Genomic DNA, 22208 nt, shown 5'->3' on the forward strand with positions numbered 1-22208 from the left:
TAATTCGTAATAATGTTAAAAAGAAGTTCCATAACATAAAATCTGCATTGGATGAGGGAGTAATCATGGTTAAAGTAGCAAAGTTCGGTGGTAGTTCATGTGCATCAGCAGAGCAGTTCACAAAGGTAAAGAACATCATACTGTCTGATGAATCAAGACATTATATCGTTGTTTCTGCTCCGGGAAAGAGAGATTCTCAGGATACCAAGGTCACTGACATGCTGTATCAGCTTTACAATGCTGCATCATCTGATCAGAACTTCAAACCTATTCTCACAAAGATCAAGGACCGCTATCAGGAAATCATCGATGGTCTCGGTCTCGACATCAGTCTCGATGAGGATTTCGACAAGATCGCTCATGATCTTCTGGACGGTGCAGGTAAGGACTATGCCGCATCCAGAGGAGAGTTCCTGAACGCAAAGCTCATGGCCGCATATCTCGGCTTTACCTTCGTTGACTCAGCCTCATGTTTTGTTTTCAAGAGTGACAGAAGCTGCGATTACGTAAAGACAGAAGCTGCCATCAGAGAAGCTCTCAAGGATGTTGAGTATGCCGTTTTCCCCGGTTTCTACGGTGCCAACGAGGATGGAGATATCGTAACCTTCAGCCGTGGAGGATCAGATGTGACAGGTTCACTTATCGCAGCTGCAGAGCATGTGGATCTCTATGAAAACTGGACCGATGTTTCAGGATTCCTGGTTGCCGATCCTCGTATCGTAAAGGATCCTGAGGTCATAGACTACATCACCTATCGTGAGCTCAGAGAGCTCAGCTACATGGGTGCAGGAGTACTTCATGAGGATGCCATCTTCCCTGTCCGTAAGGAAGGTATTCCTATCCAGATCAAGAACACCAACAGACCTGACGACCATGGCACACTTATAGTACAGGATACATTAAAGAAGCCTCGTTTCGTCATCACCGGTGTCAGCGGCAAGAAGGACTTCTGTGCACTCAATATCGAAAAGGCGATGATGAATGCAGAGATCGGTTTCGGACGTAAGGTACTTACAGTTCTCGAGGATAATCATATTTCCTTCGAGCACCTTCCTTCAGGTATCGATACCATGACCCTCGTTATACATCAGGAAGAGCTGGAGTGCTGTGAGCAGAAAGTTCTGAACGGAATTCAGCGTGCGGTTAATCCTGATCTCATCGAGCTTGAATCAGACATCGCCCTCGTTGCCGTAGTAGGTCGTGGCATGAAGTCATCAAGAGGTGTTGCCGGAAGGATCTTCTCAGCACTTGCACATGAGTATATAAACATTAAGATGATCGATCAGGGCTCCAGCGAGTATAACATCATCATCGGTGTAAGAAATGAAGACTTTGAAAAAGCAATTAAAGCAATATATAATATGTTTGTTTTAAGTGCTCCGATAAAATAAATTTATGAACATGCTGTACCCGGGCTTTAAAACCCGGGTACTTTTTAATGCTCCGATTTACAAGACATACCTCACATGTTAGAATGGCACTCTTGATGCTGATACGAATGTAAAGATCCGAAGCGGAACGGTATCGACATCTTAAACACTACACTTTTTATAGAAAGGTATCCCTTGAAGATATATGTAATCGGCGGTGGTGCAGCAGGTATGCTGGCTGCCATATCCGCAAAGGAAACGAACCCTGATGCCGAAGTGCATCTTTTAGAAAAAAACGATAAGCTCGGAAAAAAGATATTCATAACAGGAAAGGGCAGAGGAAATATGACCAATGCCCAGAGCATAGAGGATTTTTTCAAAAGCTATGTTACCAATCCGAGATTTCTTTATTCCGCTCTTTATGATTTCACAAATCAGGATCTCATAGACATGCTGGAGCAGAACGGCTGCCGCACAAAAACAGAACGAGGCGACAGAGTTTTCCCTGTGTCTGATCATGCCTACAGCATCACCGATGCATTAAAGCATTACCTGAAGAAGCTTCAGGTAGAGATACATTATAAGACTGAAGTGAAGCGTCTCGTGATCCAGAACGAAAAAGTACGCGGTGTCGAGACCTCTCACGGAAGATACCCTGCAGACCGTATCATAGTCTGTACCGGTGGTCTCGCCTACCCGTCCACAGGCTCCACAGGAGACGGCTACAGATTTGCGAAGGATGCGGGAATGAACGTTACGGAAACCTATCCTTCCCTTGTCTGTCTCAATGTTCATGAGCCTGACATTTTTAAGCTTAAGGGCCTCAGTCTCAGGAATATAAGCATTGATATCACTGATGAGGACGGAAAGAGCTATTACAGGGATTTCGGAGAGCTTGATTTCATACAGGAGGGTCTGAGAGGACCTGTTATCATTTCAGCCTCAGCCATCATTACCAGATTTCTCAATGCTTCCGACCACAGTAAGCGGAAGATCCTGACAGTACATATAGACCTGAAGCCTGCTCTTCCGGACTCTCAGCTTGACGAAAGAATCCTCAGGGATTTCCAGGAGTTCAGAAATAAGGAGCTGAGAAATGCCTTCTCAAACCTGCTTCCATCCCAGCTTATCCCTGTTTTCGTGGATAGGCTCGCAAAGAGAGGGGTAGACATTAACAAAAAGGTTACTGAGGTAGACAAGAACTCAAGAAAGCAGATTCTGAATCTCATACGTAACTTTGATTTCACATTGAGCGGCACAGGCAGCTTCAAGGAAGCCATCGTGACTCAGGGCGGAGTTTCCGTAAAGGACATAAGTCCAAAGACCATGGAATCAAAAAAGATCTCCGGTCTTTATTTCGCCGGCGAGGTTCTCGATGTTGACGGATACACAGGCGGTTTCAACATGCAGATGGCATTCTCTACCGGACATCTCGCAGGATACTCCGCAGCCACCATCCGGCAGTGATGTGCTCTATGTAAGCATTGCCCACATACCTGTAATGATGGGGATAAAAAAGATTAAAGTTTTTGAATGTGGATTTCAAAGAACATTTGTGATAAGACTTATACTGCCATGGACTTTTGACGAGATTTTTACGTATGCTTTCGAAGCACCATTTGTTCATGGTTTCAGAAAAGCTCTGATTCATCATCAGATCCGGGCTTTTACCCGGAATCACTTTTATATAGAAAGAGGTCATTTATTATGCCATACAGCATAGCAATCGACGGCCCTGCAGGTGCCGGAAAATCAACCATAGCAAAGGCAGTTTCCAAGGAGCTTGGATATGTATATATAGACACCGGTGCCATGTACCGCACAGTAGGTCTTTACTGCCTTTTGAACGGTATTTCCATCACTGATGAGGACGCAGTTGTTGAGAAGATAAAGGATATAGATATTTCCATCGCCTATGATGACGAAGGAGTTCAGCAGGTTTTCCTGAACGGAGAGAATGTGAGCACAAAGATCCGTACTCAGGAGGTTGGAGAAGCCGCATCAACCGTTTCCCAGTACCAGCCTGTACGTGACAAGCTCGTGAGCCTTCAGCAGAAGCTTGCGTCCACCACTTCAGTAGTCATGGACGGCAGAGACATTGGCTCAAAGGTCCTTCCAAATGCGGATACAAAAATCTATCTCACAGCCTCAGTTAAAGAGCGTGCCAGAAGACGAGCCAACGAATTAAGAGAAAAGGGTGAGTCCTGCGATATAAAGGAAGTCGAGAAGGAGATAGAAGAGCGCGACTACAGAGATATGCACAGAGAAAACTCACCTCTTGTACAGGTTCCCGATGCCGTTCTGGTTGACAGTTCAGACCTTACCATCGATGAGACCATAGATGCTATTCTTGATATCGCCATGCACAGATAAAATCAGTCAGAAGGAATCACAGATAAATGAATGTAACATTAGCAAAGACCGCCGGATTCTGCTTTGGCGTGCAGAGAGCGGTGGATACGGTTTATGAAATCATCGACAGGGAATTACAAAAGCCCGAGAAGGAACGTAAGCAGATATACACCTACGGTCCCATAGTTCACAACGAAACAGTTGTTGACAAGATAAGCTCCTTCGGTGTTGAGATCCTTAATGATGAGGATGACCTCAGGTCACTTAAAGACGGTATAGTCATCATAAGGGCACACGGAGTTCCGAGATCGGTCTACAGCATCCTGAAGGAACGCTGTATAGAGATCGTAGACGCATCCTGTCCCTTCGTTCAGAAGATACAGAAGCTTGCCAACAAACACAGCTCAGAAAAAGAAAAAGTTTTTATAGTCGGCAATCCTGAACATCCTGAGGTGATAGGCATCATGGGATGGGCGGAAGGCAGTATTTCAGCCATCCCCGACATAGAGTCTGCAGAAAAGCTTCCTAATGGAGAAGGCGAAAAAATCGTGGTTCTCTCACAAACCACATTCAATGCAGACAAATTTAAACAAATCATTGAAATTTTGAAAAAAAAGTTTTATGATGTTAATGCTATTAATACGATTTGTAACGCGACTTTCGAGAGGCAGTCGGAAGCAAAGGAGTTGGCAAGACGCTCCGATGCCATGATTGTTATTGGAGGAAGCAGTTCATCCAACACGAAAAAGTTATATGAGATTTGCAAAGACCAGTGTCCAGTTACCCAGTTGATACAGACGGTTCACGATCTTAACTTTAGTTACGATGGCGCGATTCAAAACGTAGGTATTACGGCTGGGGCAAGCACCCCGAAAGAAATTATTGAGGAGGTTCAAAATTATGTCAGAAATGAGTTTTGAACAGATGCTTGACGCATCATTAAAATCTATTCATGCAGGGGAGATTGTTACTGGTAAGGTTATTAGTGTTAAGCCAGACGAGATTGCACTCAACATTGGGTACAAGTCAGATGGTATTATGACAAGAAGCGATTACAGCGCAGACAATACATTAGACCTCACCACAGTAGTCAATGTCGGCGACGAAATTGAGTGCAAGGTAAAGAAGGTAAACGATGGCGAAGGCCAGGTTGCACTTTCTCACAGAGAAGCAATCGCATCCAAGGCATCTGAGGAGCTCAAGGAAGCTTTCGAGAACCAGACTGTTCTTACAGGAAAGGTTGTACAGGTTGTTAAGGGTGGTCTCAACGTTGAGGTCAACGGCGCTAGAGTATTTATTCCTGCATCACTTGTTTCAGATACATTTGAGAGAGATCTTACCAAGTACCAGGGACAGGATGTCCAGTTTGTTATCACAGAGTTCAATCCGATGAAGCGCAGAGTAATCGGTGACAGAAAGCAGCTTATGACTGCTACAAAGAAGGAGCAGCACGACAAGCTCTTCTCAGAGCTTAATGTAGGCGATATCCGTACAGGTGTTGTTAAGAACCTTACAGATTTCGGTGCATTCATCGATCTCGGCGGTGCTGACGGTCTTCTTCACATCTCAGAGATGTCATGGGGAAGAATCGAGAATCCTAAGAAGATCTTCAAGGCTGGTCAGGAAGTTACAGCTATGGTTAAGGAGATCAACGGCGAGAGAATCGCTCTTACACGTAAGTTCCCTGATGAGAATCCTTGGAAGGATGCAGAGGTTAAGTTCGCTGTAGGTACAACTGTAAACGGTACAGTTGCACGTATGACTGACTTCGGGGCATTCGTAGAGCTTGAGAAGGGCATCGATGCACTTCTTCATGTTTCTCAGATCTCTAAGGAGCATGTAAACAAGCCATCTGATGTTCTTACAGTTGGACAGGATATCGAGGCAAAGATCGTTGATCTCGATATCGACAACCACAAGATCTCACTCAGCATGAAGGCACTTCTTCCGGATGCTGATGAGAACGCTGATGTTGCTGATGTAGACATCGCTGCAGTAGCAGAGACTGACGCAGAGTAATTCATCTGTTTATAGAGAGTCGGACTTTATGTCCGGCTCTTTTTTTGGTATAAAAGGATGTGGATAAAACGAGAGTGCACGAAGTGTCACATGCCTCACGGAAATAATCAGTATGGTAAAGAGGATAAAACGAGAGAGTGCACGAAGTGTCACTGTATCTGAATTCAATTTAAGGAGAAACACTATGGGAATGGAAATAGAAAGAAAATTCCTTGTAAAAGAAATGCCCGGAGACCTCTCCATATACAAGGCCAGAGAAATAGAGCAGGCATACCTGAACTTCACACCGACCATACGCATAAGACATGATAAAAGTGCAGACTTCGAAAAATATGAGCTGACCTACAAGGGACAGGGGGATTTTGCCCACGAAGAATATAACCTTCCTTTGGACAAGGCTTCCTACGATAATCTCTTAAAAAAACATGAGGGATCTGTGATAAAGAAAACCAGATACATGGTACCTCTCGGAAAGCTCACTGCAGAGCTTGATATCTTTGAAGGCGAGCTTCAGGGATGCAGCCTTGTAGAGGTGGAGTTCGATTCCATAGAAGAAGAAAACTCCTTCGTAGCACCCGAATGGTTCGGTAAGGATGTCACCGCAGGTGGCGAATACAGCAACGCAAGGCTCGCCCGAGGCATACTGCCTTCAGCCTTAAAGAAGAGCTGAAGGCAGTTTCAGCCCCGACAGACACTACTCAAAAAGCAAAAATCCTTGCTATAAAAGGGAGTACGTGTTATACTCTGTCCTCGGACGTGTTTACTTACGGGAGAAGTATGCGCATTTCCCCTGTGGGTTACATATAAAACAATTAAGAAACGATAAGTTTTGGAGGTACTCTTAATGAGCGTTAAAGTTGAAAATCTTGAGAACAATATGGCCAAGCTGACCGTAGAGGTTGATAATGCTGAATTCTTAAAGGCCATTGACACAGCATATAACAAGAACAAGGGCCGTTTCAATCTTCAGGGCTTCCGCAAGGGAAAAGCACCAAAGGCAATGATCGAGAAGATGTATGGACCACAGGTATTCTTCGAGGATGCACTTAACGAGATCCTTGACAAGACATACCCTGCAGCTGCAAAGGAGTCAGGTCTCGAGATCGTATCTCGTCCGGAGATCGGCGTTGAGCAGATCGGTACAGATAAGAACCTTATCTACACAGCTACAGTTGCTGTAAAGCCAGAGGTTACTCTCGGTGAGTACAAGGGTGTAACAGTTGAGAAGGCTGATACAACAGTTTCTGCAAAGGAAGTAAACGAGAAGCTTAAGCAGGAGCTTGAGAAGAACGCTCGCGTTATCGATGTTGACCGCGCAATCAAGAAGAACGATATCGCAACTATCGACTTTGTTGGTTCAGTAGACGGCAAGGAGTTCGAAGGCGGCAAGGGTGAGGATTATCCTCTTACAATCGGTTCAGGTACATTCATCCCTGGTTTCGAGGATCAGCTCATCGGTCACAAGGCTGGCGAGACTGTTGATGTCAATGTTACATTCCCAGAGGAGTACGGTGCTAAGGACCTCGCCGGCAAGGCAGCTCTTTTCAAGACAACTATCAAGGTTGTTAAGGAGAAGCAGGTTCCTGCAGCAGATGACGAGTTCGCATCTGAGGTTTCTGAGTTCGATACTCTTGACGAGTACAAGAAGGACCTTAAGAAGTCTCTCAAGGAGCTTAAGGAGAAGTCAGCTACTACAGCTAACGAGAACAGCGTAATCGCAAAGGTAGTTGAGAACGCTACTGTTGAGATTCCACAGCCTATGATCGACGCTCAGCTCGATAACATGGTATATGACTACCAGATGAGACTTCAGCAGCAGGGCATCCCTATGGATCAGTACTTAAAGATCACAGGACAGACTGTTGAGCAGCTCAGAGAGCAGATGAAGGACAGCGCTGTTAGAAACATCAAGACATCTCTCGTTATCGAGGCTGTTATGAAGGCTGAGAACATCACTGTTTCTGACGAGCGTGTAGACGAAGAGTTCAAGAAGATCGCTGAGCAGTACAAGATGGAAGTAGCTGATCTTATGAAGAACGTTACTGATTCTCAGAAGGAGAGCATGAAGAAGGATCTTGCATTCCAGGAGACTGTAGACTTCCTCGTTTCAGAGGCTAATCTCGTAAAGGCTGAGAAGAAGTCAAAGAAGGCTGAGAAGGACGAAGAAGAGACTTCTGAGAACTAATCAACTTTAAATTTCCGGAGCGATGCAGTACTAACCTGCATCGCTCTTTTGATTTTAATGTATAATGCCCGGTCGCAAATCAAGCACACTGTGAATGGCTGCATGATCACAGGATGCAGATCACAACGCGGTTCGCCGGGCTTTTATGCATGTACCGGTGCCCATTTGTGAAGTGCCGCTTTATTGTTTTCAATTTTAGATAATAGTACAATGAATTCACAATGGAGGATGAAATAGTATGAATTTTAGTGACATTACAACAATTCCTTATGTTATTCAGTCTACTTCCAGAGGCGAGCGTTCTTATGATATTTTTTCAAGACTTTTAAATGAGCGTATCGTTTTCCTCGGAGATGAGGTTAATCATGACACAGCTTCTCTGGTAGTAGCTCAGCTTTTATTCCTTGAGTCCGAGGATCCGGACAAGGATATCAGCCTTTACATCAACAGCCCGGGAGGTGTCATCACTGACGGTATGGCTATCTATGACACCATGCAGTACATCAAGTGTGACGTATCTACCATCTGTGTAGGTATGGCCGCTTCCATGGGTGCTTTCCTTCTTGCCGGAGGAACAAAGGGCAAGCGTATGATCTTACCTAATGCTGAAGTCATGATCCACCAGCCATCAGGCGGAGCTCAGGGTCAGGCAACAGAGATCCAGATCACTGCAGAGTGGATCCTCAGAACAAAGAAGCACATGGCCGAGATCCTTGCCGCAAACTGCGGACAGCCTTTTGAGAAGGTCATGGCTGATACAGAGCGTGATCACTGGATGACAGCAGAGCAGGCTCTTGAGTATGGTATCGTAGACCATATCTTCAAGTCTCGTGATCAGGGCCTTGCAAGTAAGAAATAATTCCGCGACAAGTATATTAGGATATAAAGAGGTATAAATATGGCAATGAAACCAGAAGACAAGATCCGCTGCTCCTTTTGCGGAAAGTCTGCCAAGCAGGTTCACAAATTAATTGCTGGTCTCAACAACACTTATATTTGTGACGAGTGCGTTGACTTATGCCAGGAGATACTCGACGAAGAGAACGGCACTGACGAGACAACCACAGATACATCCGATATCCGCCTTCTTAAACCGAAGGAGATAAAGGAATTTCTTGATGAATTTGTAATCGGACAGGATGAAGCGAAGAAGGTCCTTTCTGTCGCAGTGTATAACCACTACAAGAGAATTACATCTAAGATCAAGGATATCGATGTTCAGAAATCCAACATCCTTATGGTAGGACCAACAGGTACAGGTAAGACATATCTCGCACAGACTCTTGCAAAAATACTTGGTGTTCCTTTTGCCATTGCCGATGCGACAGCATTGACAGAAGCAGGCTACGTTGGTGAAGACGTAGAGAATATACTTCTGAAGCTCATTCAGGCTGCGGACTATGACATCAAACGTGCAGAGATAGGTATCATCTACATCGATGAGATCGATAAGATCACCAAAAAGTCTGAGAATGTCTCCATCACAAGAGACGTATCAGGCGAGGGTGTACAGCAGGCACTCCTCAAGATCCTTGAGGGTACAGTTGCATCAGTGCCTCCACAGGGCGGCAGAAAGCATCCACAGCAGGAGCTTATCCAGATCGATACAACAAACATCCTCTTCATCTGCGGTGGAGCATTTGACGGACTTGAGCATATTATCGAAAAGCGTATCGCATCAGGCTCTATCGGATTCGGTGCAGAGATTGTTGAAAAGAACAAGGAGAACTATGACGACGTACTCAAGGAGGTTCAGCCTGAGGATCTCGTTAAGTTTGGTCTGATCCCTGAGTTCATCGGAAGAGTACCTGTTGATGTAACATTACAGTCTCACGACGTAGATACACTTAAGCAGATCCTCACAACCCCGAAGAACGCTCTTATCAAGCAGTATCAGAAGCTGTTCGAGATCGACGGCGTAAATCTGGAGTTCACAGAGGACGCTGTTACAGCCATCGCACAGAAGGCTGTAGCACGTAAAACAGGTGCCAGAGGTCTCCGTTCAATCATGGAAGATATGATGACAGATATCATGTATGAGATCCCGTCAGAGCCTGATATCTCCGTAGTTGAGATCACTGAGGACGTGGTCAACAACAACGGTGATCCGGTAGTGACACACAAGGATGAGGATACTGTAAATGCATCTATCTCACACAGTGGCTCTCCGTTCTTTGACAAGGACGAAGACCAGTCAGCATAAAATATCCGGTGCCGTACATCGGCACCAGAATAGTAATAGGAGATAACATTGAAAATAGTATCAGTTAACCTTGAGCAGGTACTGGGAGTCAAATCAGAACTTCCTTCAACAGGAAAGCCAGAGTTCGTTATGGCAGGAAGATCCAACGTTGGTAAGTCTTCATTTATCAATGCTTTCATCAACCGAAAGAACTATGCCCGTACCAGTTCGACTCCGGGAAAAACACGAACTATTAACTTTTACAATATAAACGAGCGCTTTTACCTCGTTGACCTTCCGGGCTACGGTTATGCCGCTACCGGAGCTGTAGAGCAGGAAAAGTGGGGACGCATGATCAACAAGTATCTCCAGACCTCCGAGGACATAGAGGAGGTCATCCAGTTCGTCGATATCAGACACGAGCCTTCTAAGCAGGATGTTCAGATGTTTGATTTTGTGAAGCAGTCTACGGGATTTGAGCCTATCGTTATTCTGACGAAGGCTGATAAGATCAAGCGTTCTCAGATAAAGAAGCAGACAGATGTCATCAGAAAGTGCCTCAATGCCACAACAAATTGTGTCATGATTCCATTTTCATCCGAAACAAAGCAGGGACTTTCAGACATTTATGCTATAATCGATGACATCATCGATACTCCGGAAAAAACGGAGGAGTAAAAGCATCCGGTACATCCTTTATCATCAGGAAGCTGTGCTTTTACAGCAATAGAAAGAGTAAATTAATGACTTTTATAAATATGCTTGACACATGATAAGTCAGGTGGTATCATTTGAAAGTCGTTTAGACACAGGAAAGTAGGTATCCACCTCACCTCGGCAGTACGATACTGACCCGGGTTCATATTTGATTATTACTTCGTGTATATTCATTATGGTGGATTTGGCTTACAATCCACCATATTTTTGTATATATAGATTTACTATGGAGAGGAGTTTATGGCTATTAAGAAAAACGCAGACATCGAGATAAACGAGCAGATCAGAGACAAAGAGGTAAGAGTAATTGGAGCAAACGGAGACCAGTTAGGTGTTATGTCCTCCAAGGACGCTTATATGATGGCTAAGGAAGCAGACCTTGACCTTATCAAGATCGCTGCTAACGCAACACCACCAGTTGTCAAGATCGCTGACTTCGGTAAGTATCGCTACGAGATGATGCGCAAGGAAAAAGAAGCCAAGAAGAACCAGCATGTAACTGAGATCAAAGAGATTCGTATGACACCGAACATCGATACCAACGACCTCAACACAAAGTTAGGTGCTGCAAGAAAATTCCTTGAGAAGGGCAACAAGGTCAAGGTTGCTCTCAGATTCAGAGGTCGTGAGATGTCACGTATGAATCAGTCCAAGTACATTCTTGATGAGTTTGCAGAGAAGTTAAAGGACATTGCTGTTCTTGACAAGCCTGCAAAGATCGAAGGCAGAAATATGGCGATTGTTATAAGCCCTAAAAAGTAAATTCACAGGAGGCTAATATGGCACAGTTAAAGCTTAAGACAAAGAAAGCCGCTGCTAAGCGCTTTAAGGTTACCGGAACTGGTAAGCTCGTAAGAAACAAGGCTTATAAGTCCCACATCCTTACAAAGAAGACAACTAAGCGTAAGAGAGGTCTTCGCAAGGATACTGTAGTTGATGCAACAAACGTAAAGACAATGAAGAAGATTCTTCCATATCTTTAATTTGTAGGCCTTAGAGGAGGAAATTAAAATGAGAATTAAGGGCGGATTAAACGCTAAGAAGAAGCATAATAGAGTACTCAAGCTGGCAAAGGGCTACAGAGGATCTCGTTCAAAGCACTATAGAGTAGCTAAGCAGAGCGTAATGAGAGCTCTCACAGAGTCTTACAGAGGACGTAAGGAGAGAAAGAGACAGTTCAGACAGCTCTGGATCGCTCGTATCAACGCTGCTGCAAGACTTAACGGTCTTTCATACAGCAAGTTCATGTTCGGTCTCAAGTCAGCTGGTGTTGACATGAACCGTAAGATGCTTTCTGAGGTAGCTATCGCTGATCCAGAGGGATTCGCAAAGCTTGCAGAGACAGCAAAGGCTCAGCTTAACAAGTAATTTTAAATTGCAGTAAAGAACCCGGTGTTTATGCATCGGGTTCTTTTTTTGTCAGTGGATCGTGTAACGTCTTCATGTGTAAAAGGAGCATACTCTTAAATTTAAGGTTGACTGAGGTGTTTCTATATGCTAATATTTAGAAGTTCGCGGAGGTGGCGGAACGGCAGACGCGCACGGTTCAGGTCCGTGTGAGGTAACACTCTTGAGGGTTCAAATCCCTTTCTCCGCATTGTATGAAGCATCGGTATACCGGTGCTTTTTTTGTTTCCCTAATGTAGAATCGAAGATAAGTATAGTTTCCACTGAGCTTTAGCCAACCAAAGATTATGACATCAAAAAGCCCGCACCAAAAGGTGCGGGCATGTTCTTTATAATTCAGCCTACGATATTTCCCAGAACCCCATAGGATACTATAGACATGATAAATGATGCCATCAGTATACCTGTAAGTATGGCGGGAACAGATTTTTTAAGAGGTATATGGAGAAGTCCTGCCACCAGTGAACCTGTCCAAGCGCCGGTTCCCGGAAGAGGAATGCCCACAAAAAGTGTAAGTCCCCAAAAATCGTATTTCTCTATGGAAGCCTGTTTCTTTTCAACCTTTCTCCTCAGCAGCATGGCGATCTTTTTTGTCGGTCCGAATTTTTCCAGAAACAGGATGATCCTCTCAATAAACAAAAGCACAAAAGGTATCGGAAGAAGATTACCTACTATGCATATCCCCAACGCCTTCAGATAGGCAACATCCAGAAGTGACGCTGCAAGAAGTCCTCCTCGAAGTTCAAGTATCGGCATCATGGAAATGATAAATACCACCGATTCCCTGGAAAGAACGCCCCTCATATTCTCAGTCAATAAATTCACTAAACCTTCCAATTTATCCTCCTGTCAATGGTCTACGCCATTCATATACAATGCTTAAGTTTTTATTACTGCCTCTTACTGTCAAGGTCAACTTCCTTGAATGCAAAAATAAGATGTGCTAAACTTAATAGATGACTTAATATCTGAAAGTGTACTTATATGTAGTACTTTGCAGATTCTAATTGAAACATCAATTTGTGTCAAGAACAGCATCATCATAATATATGAAGCTGTAATAAAGCTTAAAAAAGAAAGAATTATAATGATAAACTACGAAGAAGAAATAAAGCGTTTTAAAAAGAGCCTCGATGTAGAGCAGATAGAAGAAGCCATCGTCAAGATGGATCTTACAGACATGAATGATATCATGACTAAACTTATAGAAGATGCTATCGAAACGAAGAAGGATAACGACTAATGAAATACGATATAACTCTTGATCGTATAGCGAACTGCTACTACAATCTCGGTCTCGAAAGAGCCAGACTGCGTGATCTGAGCGGTGCAGCAGAGCTGCTCAAAAAATCACTGCATTATAATAAATATCAGATAGATGCCAGAAACCTTCTGGGGCTCATATTTTTTGAATGCGGCGAGACCGCCGATGCACTGGTTCAGTGGATCATAAGCAACAACCTGAATCCTAATGGAAACATTGCCGATGAATATCTCGGAGAGGTTCAGCGCAAACCCGCCATACTCCGTATATGTACCGACAACGTAAAAAGATATAATCAGGCTCTGTTATATGCCCAGACCAACAACGAGGATCTGGCTATAATGCAGCTCAATCAGGTTATTCAGGACAGTCCGAATTATGTAAAGGCACACATCCTTCTCGCCCTTCTTTATATGAAGCGTGAAAACTGGGTAAAGGCAGGACGCAGTCTCTACAAGGTTTTAAAGATAGACAGAAACAATCCTAAGGCACTTGTCCTTATGGATGAAGTAAAACAGAACACAGGCCGTAAGGAAGTAGAGCAGAGCAAGCTGAAGAACGCTTTCTCTCATCGTAAGATGACCGATGACGATGTGCTCATACCACAGGAGGTAAAGGAAGTTTCACCATGGATGGTAGTTGTATACATCCTCATAGGTGTAGTACTTGCCCTTTTCACATTCAACCTGCTGATACTTCCCGCAAAGACCAGAGCTCTCAATGCGAATAACAATCAGGAAGTCATTTCCTATACAGATAAGCTTTCCATCGCAAACGGAAGGATCACTGATCTGGAGGAGAAGTGTGATGAACTGGAGAAGCAGTATCAGGAAGCAGCCATTCAGATTCAGCAGTTCCAGAATGCCAATGAATCTTTCATGGGGCAGTACCGTGCACTCACACAGATCAATCAGGCTTATGAAAGCGGCGATATAGTGCTTGCGGCACAGCTCTATACAGGACTTGATGCATCACAGATATCGGATGAGAATCTGATGTCCCAGTATCAGAACATCAAGCACATCATGGAAAGCTCGGTTTACCAGCAGCTTTCCGATAATGCCACAAACGCATGGAATGGTGGAAACCAGCAGAATGCTGCTGAATTGTATCTTCTCAGTGTCACCATACGTGAAGAACCGGAGAACATGTTCCTTCTTGCGAGACTATACCAGTCCATGGGACGTTCAGAAGATGCCAATACACTATTTGACAAGATCATAGGCTCATATCCTGAGTCACCTTATGCAGAAAGAGCAAGAAGCATACGCGGATATTGATATTGAGGTAAATGACATGCTAAATGCTGAGAAAATCCGGCTGATGACGCAGCTTTCCATATATGAAAGAAAAGAAGGCAAGGAGATACTTGAAACAAGCAGACATTTCAAAGGGGATTATATATCCAGAAGACTCCTTACCTCTGCCATTTACTATACTTTGTGTTTCATACTGATAGCGATAGTTCTCACCATCATAAACCTCGAAGAGGTTCTTTTGCAGCTGAACATACCGTTTATCATGGAATCACTTCAGTCCATACTTTATATCTACCTCATAGGCATGGTCATCATGCTTTTCCTTGCCTATGTCAGATACAACGCAAAGTACGATCTTGCCCACCGTAAAAGTCTGTTCTATGCCGCGAAGCTGGATAAGCTGCTCCGCATGCAGGAAAATGACAGCGATATCCTGGATATAGACGAGGATGAATCGGAATATTACAAGGAGACCGGCGGAAAGATCCGTATATATGATGACAAGCGGAACACCTGGGAAACGGTAAAGCCTAAATTCCATACCATAGTGAAGCGCGGAGGAAGAGAAGAGGAGCTGGATGATTACGACAGTCCGGATATCCGCTACACTCCGATACGCAACGATACCTACCGTTCCGATGAACCTAAGGGCGGCTGGCTGGACTATCCTATAGACAGAAGATCCTACATGAACAGGAACCAGAATACAGATCCCACACCTAAAGGCGGCTGGCTGGATGAAGATCTGGAAGATGACTATGATGACGGACTCGACATACTGAGCATTCGAAAGAAAGATAAATGAAAGGCATGGCATATTCATGTTACGAGTAAAAGAAACTTTACAAAAATTCTATACGGAAAATGATTATTGGACGATACCTGTCACAAAAGCCATTACAGCATTTTTGTGTTTTTTAACAGTCAACAGCCGTGTGGGTTTCAGTGACGTTTTGTCAAATCCTCTTATATGCTTTGCAGCTGCTGTTCTGTGTTCGTTTTTACCCTGGACATGCATACCTGTGTTTTTCTGCATTTTCATCCTTGGTAATGCATATGCCGCATCATTGGAGATAACTCTTGTTGCCGTTGTGGTCCTGCTTTTGGCTTCTCTTATACAGTCAGCCTTTCGCGCCGGTCATGCAGTACTCATTGCGCTGGTGCCTCTATTCTTTTATATACATATCCCTTATGTTCTCCCGGTAATCGCCGGATTATCATTAGGACTTATGTCCATAGTGCCCATATCCATAGGCATCATGTTGTATTATTTCATCGAATACATGGCAGGACATACTGCGGTAGCTGCCTCTCAGGGTGACATCACCGCCATGGCAACAGCATATGCGGGACTGTTCGGAAATCTTTTCAAGGATAAAGAAGCCATCGTTGCCATACTTGCCTTTGCTCTCTGCGTGGTGGTCGTTTTCATTATCAGCCAGATCCCTTTCGACGAAAGCTGGATCGTTGCCGCAGGAGCAGGTATCCTTACAACTGCAGTGACTACATTTTTCGGTCATATGCATTTCGGATTGGAAACCTCATTTATAGATATGCTTCCGGGACTGTTACTTTCCTGTATAGTTTCCATCGCATATGTTTTTGCATTCCACGCAGTGGACTATCAGCGTACCGAACGCCTTCGCTTCGAAGACGACGATTACGTTTATTTTGTCAAAGCCGTACCTAAATTAAAATCAGAAGACGAGGATGATTGATAATGCCTGAATTTCTTTCAACGATGCGGAGCTGGTTCAGCTTGCTGCCTCCATTTTATTTCACAAACTTTCTGGAAATAATCATACTGGCAGTCATAGTATATGAATTCCTTCTCTGGATAAAAAACACACGTGCCTTTGAGCTTCTCAAGGGTCTCGTTGTCATAGGTGCTTTTATCGTTGTGGCATGGTTCTTCCAGTTAACCACCATCATGTGGATAATCGAGAAGATCTCGACTGCATTCATCATCGCCGCTGTTGTAATTTTTCAGCCCGAACTCAGAAAGGCGCTGGAGCAGCTGGGAAGCCGTAACTTCATCACCAGCCTTTTCCCAAACGATGCAGAGGATTCCAGCCTGAGCACCATAAACGAGATCATCAAGGCCACCTTCGAGATGGCAAAGAAGAAGACAGGTGCCCTCATCGTTATACAGCAGGAACAGTCTCTCAATGATATAGCAGAGACAGGAATACTGATAAACGGAAAAGTCACAGCGGCTCTTCTTATAAATATTTTCGAAAAGAATACTCCGCTTCATGACGGAGCAGTAGTTATAGTGGGAGACCATATCGTTTCCGCAACCTGCTATCTGCCTTTATCCGATACAGATATCTCAAAGGATTACGGTACACGTCACAGAGCAGCACTGGGAGTATCTGAGACCTGCGACGCCATCACCATCGTCGTATCAGAAGAGACTGGCAGAGTTTCAGTTGCTGTCAACGGTGCTCTGAAAAGAGCTGTTGATGCGGATGCCCTCCGCGGGATGCTTCCTATCCACAAGAAGGAAGAAGCTTCCGACGAGAATCCCCGCTTCCGTTTCTTTAGAAATAACAGAAAGGAGAGAAGGGAATGATCAAACGATTATTCACAGAAAATATTTCTCTGAAATGCATAAGCATTGCCCTCGCCTTTGTTATATGGATCATGGTTGTCAATGTCTCCAAGCCTGAAACAACCGATACAAAGAGCGTTCAACTGGAAGTCAAGAATCAGAACATCTTTGAAGAAGATTCGAAGACCTGGTCTATAGACAGAACCAATGTAAACATCACATATAAAGTAAGAAGTGATGTGCGTTCAACCATTTCCAGCTCGGATTTCCATGCATATATTGACCTCTCTGATTACAGTATCACAGGATCGGTACCGGTTTATGTCGAGGTCCTTAACGGAAAAGAGACCATCATCGATGATGTGGAGGTACATCCTTCAGTCACCAAGGTAAATATCGAAAACGTTCAGAAGAAAAAGTTCGATATTAAGTCTGTGACCGCAGGAGACCCTAAGTCAGGCTATAAGGTTGCCAATATCATCCTGAGTCCTGAATCCGCTTACCTCACAGGTCCTGAATCAGAGATAGGAAGGATCTCATCCATTGGAGTCGAAGTTGATGTTACAGGTATTTCCTCCAACCAGGACGGAATCGCGAAGCTCACATATTATGATGCGAACGGCAATACCCTTAACAACTTAAAGGAAGTAGATGCCAATGTTGACGACATCAACTATTCTGTGACCATTCACAAGGAAAAGAGCATCAATCTGCTTTCATCCGTCTCGGGAACTCCTGCAGCCGGATACCAGTATGAATCCACCACAGTCTCTCCTGACAGTGTGACTCTCGCAGCATCGCCGGGAATCATAGAAGGCATGACTGTTTTCGAGCTCCCGGAGATCGACCTTAACGGGGTAACAGAAAGTGTCAATATCACCTTTGATCTTTCTCAGTACCTCCCGGCAGGTATCGAGCTTGCGGATGATCAGGATTCTCAGGTCAATGTTCTGGTACGTATAGAAAAACTGCCGGATATGGGAGATAAACCGTTAAACGGAGGTATGGTTCCGGCACCCGTTCCTAATCAGCCCGGAGCACCGCAAACTCCGGAAACATCTTCTCAGGAACAAAAGCCTCAGCATACCGAAGAAACTCAGGTTTCCCAGACAGATTCATCCGAATCCGAATCTCAGGCTTCAGAAGCGGAAACAGAAAAGCAGGAAAGCTCTGAGCAGCAGGACGCAAAAGAAACTGATGTTTCTGCTGAAAATGGCTCAAATCAGAATCAGTCCAAAGAAACTTCATCTACGGAGAATACACAAAATTGATGATGACCGATTTAAAGCATTTAATCATATATACAGCTGCTTATTTAATGAGCTATATAACAGGAAGAGCGGAACTATCCGCTCTTTCTTCTATCTGTCTCATATGTGCAGCTGTATTTCTTTATTATATGGAGCATAGAAGAACCCGTGAGCTTTTGAACCTTCGCGGTCTCATGGCACTCGGCATCCTGGGGGGAGAGGGCATAGCGAGACTGCAGCTCAGCCGTCTTTCAACTGTCTGGACTGACTCCACATGGCTTTCTTTCTATTTATTCTACCTGATATTCTATGCCGCATCAGGGCTCACAGAAAGACTTATGGAATCAAAGTTCTCCACATCGGGAATACATAAAATCTATAAAAGAAAGATCTCAGACGAAGCTCTTTTCAGGATTTTGATCCTTTCTGTTATCGTGATTTCATGGACCGCCTTCATCTATGAAGCAATAAATCTCAGATTCATCCCGCTGTTCACCGTAGATACACCACATGCCTACAGTTATTTCCATTTAAAAGGAATTCATTATTTCACTACTCTTAATGTACTGGTTCCCGGCATCTCCATGCTGTATCTTGAGCACAGAAAGAAAAGAGCTCTGAGACCGGATGCCATCTCCATACTGGGCATCATACTTCCGCTGCTTCTCAGTGTTCTTTTGGTTTCCAGATTCCAGTTCATGTTCTCAGCTATCCTCGCTCTTTTTACAGCCACTTCATCCGGAAGAAAATACAAGCTGTGGCAGGCTATGGTCATATTTGTACTTATGATCATGGTCTATGTAGGCATAACTGTAGCGAGAGCCCATTCAGTGGAATACCTTAACGGCATCTTCGAAATGAAAAATCCGGATACTCCGATTTTCATCACACAGCCCTACATGTATATCGCCAACAACTTTGACAATTTCAATGTCATGACCCGTGAGCTTACAGTTCATTCAAACGGAATCAGGATGCTGTATCCTTTCCTTACATTGACAGGTCTGAAGTTCATAAATCAGGATCTCGCAGCTGCATTTCCTCTTTTTACCACAAAGGAAGAGCTAACGACCCTGACTCTCATCTATGATGCCTGGTACGACTTCGGACTTATGGGAGTGACAGTTTTTGCTCTGGTGATCGGAATGATAACCGGATTTATCCTTTATGAACATAAACTGGATTCAAATCCTTTTGCGAAGCTTATATATGCAGAGCTGGCATTCTATTTTTCCGTTTCTTTTTTCACCACCTGGTTCTCCAATCCTGCCACCTGGTTTTATCTCGGCTTCAGCGTATTGTTCTATCTGCTTTATTGACAAAGCAAATACGCGGAAATATAATTTTATGGTAGAATATTTTTTCAGACATTTGAAAAGGGAGATAAACAAATGGAGAAGAATCTGAAGGCAACAGAGGGAAAGGATGAGGCTCTCAAGCAGTCCTTTGCCGAGATAAAAAAAGCTGCTACGGAAAAGAAGGAAGATCCTAAGACTGCAGCTAAAAAGACAGAAACAAAGGCAGCCGCCAAGGCTCCTCAGGTAAAGGCAGCCGCAGAGAAGAAGACAGAAGCAAAGGCAGCTGAGAAGAAGCCGACTGCAAAGAAGGCTGAAACAAAGCCTGTTGCAAAGGCTCCTGCAAAGAAGGCTGCGGAGAAGAAGACTGTAGCCAAGAAGCCGGCTGAGAAGAAAGCTTCTGCAAAGGCTGAGGTTGAATCTTTTGTAACATTACAGATCAACAATCAGGACTATGATCCTGTAAAGCTTCAGGAAGAAGCTATCGCGCGTGCAAAGAAGATCAAGGCTGATGTAGAATCAGTTGATGTTTATGTCAATGTTGCCGAGTCTGCAGCATACTTCACCATCGACGGTGAGGGCAGCGCCGACTACAAAATCGAGCTTTAATCAGTACGTTTATTAAAAACGGTACCCTTGGGTGTACCGTTTTTTTATTTTCGAGCAGGGAGCCCTGCTCGATTTATTTAATTTCAAAATACGCCGAGAAATATTATGATATCGGCAAAAACATTACAGAAAGAGAATCTATGTCTTTATCATTACCACAAGAATTTTTAGACCGTATGAAAGATATGCTTCCCGACGAAGCAGAGTTCAAAGCATTCATAGAAAGCTATGAAGATGATCCGATACGAGGTCTTCGCCTGAATCTCAAGAAGCTCCTGGAAAACGAATTATCCGAGGATCCTGACGCCATCACATATGAAAAGCTTGTTTCGGACTGGAAACTTACGCCTGTCAGGGATGCAAGCTATGCTGTCTATGATGGAAAGAAATATTATCGAGAGTTTTACATGAATGAAGATGAGCTCAATCAAAGAGGCATCAGACCCGGCAGACATCCGTATCACGAAGCCGGTCTCTACTATATACAGGGTCCTGAAGCTATGCAGGCTGTCACTCATCTCGATGTCAGACCCTATGACCGTGTTGCCGATCTTTGCGCAAGCCCCGGAGGTAAATCCACTCAGGCTGCAGATATGCTTTCCCTCGACGAAGGCGGCTTCATCATCTCCAACGAATATGTTGCCCTCAGAGCCAGGACACTCAGCTCCAATATAGAACGAATGGGCATCAGCAATGCTGCAGTACTCAATGAAGATACCGGAAAGCTCGCTCAGTTCTTCCCTGAGTTTTTTACGAGAATCATCGTAGATGCTCCCTGCTCAGGTGAGGGAATGTTCAGAAAGGATGAAACTGCCATAAAGGAATGGTCTCCGCAAAATGTTCATCTCTGTGCAGAACGCCAGAAGGAGATAGTATCCAATGCATACCGCATGCTTTCACCCGGAGGAAAACTCTGTTACTCCACCTGTACCTTCGAAAAGGAAGAGGATGAGGATATTCGCGACTTTATATTAGAAAGCTTTCCTGATATGAAACTTATCTTTGAAAAACGTTTCTGGCCTCACATCGATAAGGGTGAGGGACACTATGTAACAGTTTTCCAAAGAGCCGGAAAGGATCCCTTTGAAGAGAAAAATATTTCTTTCGGTCCTGTCATCACAGGTCCGGACAGAAGCATTGGCATGCAGAAGCTTTCGGAAAAGAAGATGAAGGATCAGATATATCTGATCCCGGACATCCTGCCTGATCTCGGAAGACTCAAGGTTTTCAGAACGGGTATACTCAAATCCACAGATCTGAAGAAACGAATAGAGCCTGAGCACGCACTTACACACGCCATCCACATACATGATGAAAAAGAGACAGAAAGCTTTAAATTTTCTGTATGTAATTACAGCTCAACAGATCCTCATGTGGAGCAGTACCTGAAGGGACTACAGATCCCGGCTCCGGAGGGATCTGATAAAAAAGGCTGGTGCATCGTGGCATGCGACGGAGTGGCTCTCGGACTCGGAAAGCTGGTGAACGGCCAGATAAAGAATCATTATCCCAAGGGACTAAGGTTCCTCTGATGCCGGATTTTCATCCCTAAAAAAGGAGAAATTTCACCCTGTTAAGACGGTGTATTGATATTGCCTATGGCTGCCATATTTTTGTACTATACTTAATCACGATACTTCGCGGTTTTTGACAGCATGTTGTAATCACAATTATTGACAACGTTATGTTTTTATCAAAGAACATTATCACATTTTGACAGCAAAAAGGCTCAAAATTGCCGTTAT

Annotated in this window: 23 protein-coding genes and 1 tRNA gene; 23 read left to right on the forward strand and 1 reads right to left on the reverse strand. The window is 44.1% G+C overall.

Annotation, left to right across the window (positions count from 1 at the left end; translation table 11 throughout):
• Positions 1–65: 65 nt before the first annotated feature.
• From BXO88_RS11965 to BXO88_RS12030, 14 genes are all read left to right on the forward strand, one after another.
• Positions 66–1391, forward strand: a complete 1326-nt coding sequence (locus BXO88_RS11965) for an aspartate kinase (protein ID WP_078037964.1) — start codon at positions 66–68, stop codon at positions 1389–1391.
• 174 nt (positions 1392–1565) lie between these two features.
• Complete coding sequence (locus BXO88_RS11970; RefSeq protein ID WP_256363676.1) at positions 1566–2837, forward strand: NAD(P)/FAD-dependent oxidoreductase; 1272 nt, start codon at positions 1566–1568, stop codon at positions 2835–2837.
• Positions 2838–3077: 240 nt separating this feature from the next.
• On the forward strand, positions 3078–3743 hold the full coding sequence (gene cmk / locus BXO88_RS11975) for a (d)CMP kinase (protein WP_078037965.1): 666 nt from the start codon (positions 3078–3080) through the stop codon (positions 3741–3743).
• 26 nt (positions 3744–3769) lie between these two features.
• The gene (ispH, locus tag BXO88_RS11980; protein WP_078037966.1) at positions 3770–4642 is read left to right on the forward strand and encodes a 4-hydroxy-3-methylbut-2-enyl diphosphate reductase; all 873 of its coding nucleotides are present in this window, start codon (positions 3770–3772) and stop codon (positions 4640–4642) included.
• Positions 4623–5741, forward strand: a complete 1119-nt coding sequence (gene rpsA / locus BXO88_RS11985; RefSeq protein WP_078037967.1) for a 30S ribosomal protein S1 — start codon at positions 4623–4625, stop codon at positions 5739–5741. Before ispH ends, rpsA begins: the two co-directional genes overlap by 20 nt.
• Positions 5742–5931: 190 nt before the next feature.
• Entirely contained in the window at positions 5932–6411 is a 480-nt protein-coding gene (locus tag BXO88_RS11990) for a CYTH domain-containing protein (protein WP_078038001.1), read from the forward strand.
• A gap of 174 nt (positions 6412–6585) precedes the next feature.
• Positions 6586–7926, forward strand: coding sequence for a trigger factor (gene tig, locus BXO88_RS11995; RefSeq protein ID WP_078037968.1), 1341 nt, complete (start codon positions 6586–6588; stop codon positions 7924–7926).
• 238 nt (positions 7927–8164) lie between these two features.
• A complete protein-coding gene (gene clpP / locus BXO88_RS12000; RefSeq protein ID WP_078037969.1) occupies positions 8165–8785 on the forward strand; it encodes an ATP-dependent Clp endopeptidase proteolytic subunit ClpP in 621 nt (206 codons plus the stop codon).
• 39 nt (positions 8786–8824) lie between these two features.
• The gene (clpX, locus tag BXO88_RS12005; protein ID WP_078037970.1) at positions 8825–10129 is read left to right on the forward strand and encodes an ATP-dependent Clp protease ATP-binding subunit ClpX; all 1305 of its coding nucleotides are present in this window, start codon (positions 8825–8827) and stop codon (positions 10127–10129) included.
• Positions 10130–10177: 48 nt separating this feature from the next.
• Positions 10178–10786, forward strand: a complete 609-nt coding sequence (gene yihA / locus BXO88_RS12010; RefSeq protein ID WP_078037971.1) for a ribosome biogenesis GTP-binding protein YihA/YsxC — start codon at positions 10178–10180, stop codon at positions 10784–10786.
• A gap of 279 nt (positions 10787–11065) precedes the next feature.
• The gene (gene infC, locus BXO88_RS12015; RefSeq protein WP_036610588.1) at positions 11066–11587 is read left to right on the forward strand and encodes a translation initiation factor IF-3; all 522 of its coding nucleotides are present in this window, start codon (positions 11066–11068) and stop codon (positions 11585–11587) included.
• A gap of 17 nt (positions 11588–11604) precedes the next feature.
• On the forward strand, positions 11605–11808 hold the full coding sequence (rpmI, locus tag BXO88_RS12020) for a 50S ribosomal protein L35 (protein ID WP_078037972.1): 204 nt from the start codon (positions 11605–11607) through the stop codon (positions 11806–11808).
• Between the two features lie 28 nt (positions 11809–11836).
• On the forward strand, positions 11837–12193 hold the full coding sequence (rplT, locus tag BXO88_RS12025) for a 50S ribosomal protein L20 (protein ID WP_036610594.1): 357 nt from the start codon (positions 11837–11839) through the stop codon (positions 12191–12193).
• A gap of 146 nt (positions 12194–12339) precedes the next feature.
• A tRNA-Leu gene (locus BXO88_RS12030) sits at positions 12340–12422 on the forward strand.
• A 146-nt stretch (positions 12423–12568) separates the two neighbouring features.
• Here the strand turns inward: BXO88_RS12030 and BXO88_RS12035 are convergent.
• Positions 12569–13069 (reverse strand): COG2426 family protein, encoded by a 501-nt coding sequence (locus BXO88_RS12035; protein WP_078037973.1) that lies wholly within the window; start codon positions 13067–13069, stop codon positions 12569–12571.
• 250 nt (positions 13070–13319) lie between these two features.
• Between BXO88_RS12035 and BXO88_RS16565 the strand changes: the two genes are divergently transcribed.
• The 9 genes from BXO88_RS16565 to BXO88_RS12075 all read left to right on the forward strand — a co-directional run bounded on the left by BXO88_RS16565 (position 13320) and on the right by BXO88_RS12075 (position 21995).
• Positions 13320–13475 carry a hypothetical protein gene (locus BXO88_RS16565; protein ID WP_168171696.1) on the forward strand — a complete coding sequence of 52 codons (156 nt, stop codon included), beginning with the start codon at positions 13320–13322 and terminating at the stop codon, positions 13473–13475.
• Positions 13475–14776 (forward strand): tetratricopeptide repeat protein, encoded by a 1302-nt coding sequence (locus tag BXO88_RS12040; protein ID WP_078037974.1) that lies wholly within the window; start codon positions 13475–13477, stop codon positions 14774–14776. Before BXO88_RS16565 ends, BXO88_RS12040 begins: the two co-directional genes overlap by 1 nt.
• Positions 14742–15560 carry a hypothetical protein gene (locus tag BXO88_RS12045; RefSeq protein ID WP_078037975.1) on the forward strand — a complete coding sequence of 273 codons (819 nt, stop codon included), beginning with the start codon at positions 14742–14744 and terminating at the stop codon, positions 15558–15560. The genes BXO88_RS12040 and BXO88_RS12045 overlap by 35 nt, the downstream gene beginning before the upstream one ends.
• A gap of 16 nt (positions 15561–15576) precedes the next feature.
• The gene (locus BXO88_RS12050; RefSeq protein WP_139355584.1) at positions 15577–16473 is read left to right on the forward strand and encodes a hypothetical protein; all 897 of its coding nucleotides are present in this window, start codon (positions 15577–15579) and stop codon (positions 16471–16473) included.
• 2 nt (positions 16474–16475) lie between these two features.
• A complete protein-coding gene (cdaA, locus tag BXO88_RS12055) occupies positions 16476–17330 on the forward strand; it encodes a diadenylate cyclase CdaA (RefSeq protein WP_078037977.1) in 855 nt (284 codons plus the stop codon).
• Positions 17327–18580 carry a CdaR family protein gene (locus BXO88_RS12060; protein ID WP_078037978.1) on the forward strand — a complete coding sequence of 418 codons (1254 nt, stop codon included), beginning with the start codon at positions 17327–17329 and terminating at the stop codon, positions 18578–18580. Before cdaA ends, BXO88_RS12060 begins: the two co-directional genes overlap by 4 nt.
• The gene (locus BXO88_RS12065; RefSeq protein WP_078037979.1) at positions 18580–19878 is read left to right on the forward strand and encodes an O-antigen polymerase; all 1299 of its coding nucleotides are present in this window, start codon (positions 18580–18582) and stop codon (positions 19876–19878) included. Before BXO88_RS12060 ends, BXO88_RS12065 begins: the two co-directional genes overlap by 1 nt.
• Positions 19879–19950: 72 nt before the next feature.
• A complete protein-coding gene (locus BXO88_RS12070) occupies positions 19951–20463 on the forward strand; it encodes a DUF6465 family protein (RefSeq protein WP_078037980.1) in 513 nt (170 codons plus the stop codon).
• A 140-nt stretch (positions 20464–20603) separates the two neighbouring features.
• Positions 20604–21995, forward strand: a complete 1392-nt coding sequence (locus BXO88_RS12075; RefSeq protein WP_078037981.1) for an RsmF rRNA methyltransferase first C-terminal domain-containing protein — start codon at positions 20604–20606, stop codon at positions 21993–21995.
• Positions 21996–22208: the final 213 nt, after the last annotated feature.

The sequence above is a fragment of the Oribacterium sp. C9 genome (genome assembly GCF_002007235.1).
Lineage (GTDB): Bacteria > Bacillota > Clostridia > Lachnospirales > Lachnospiraceae > Oribacterium.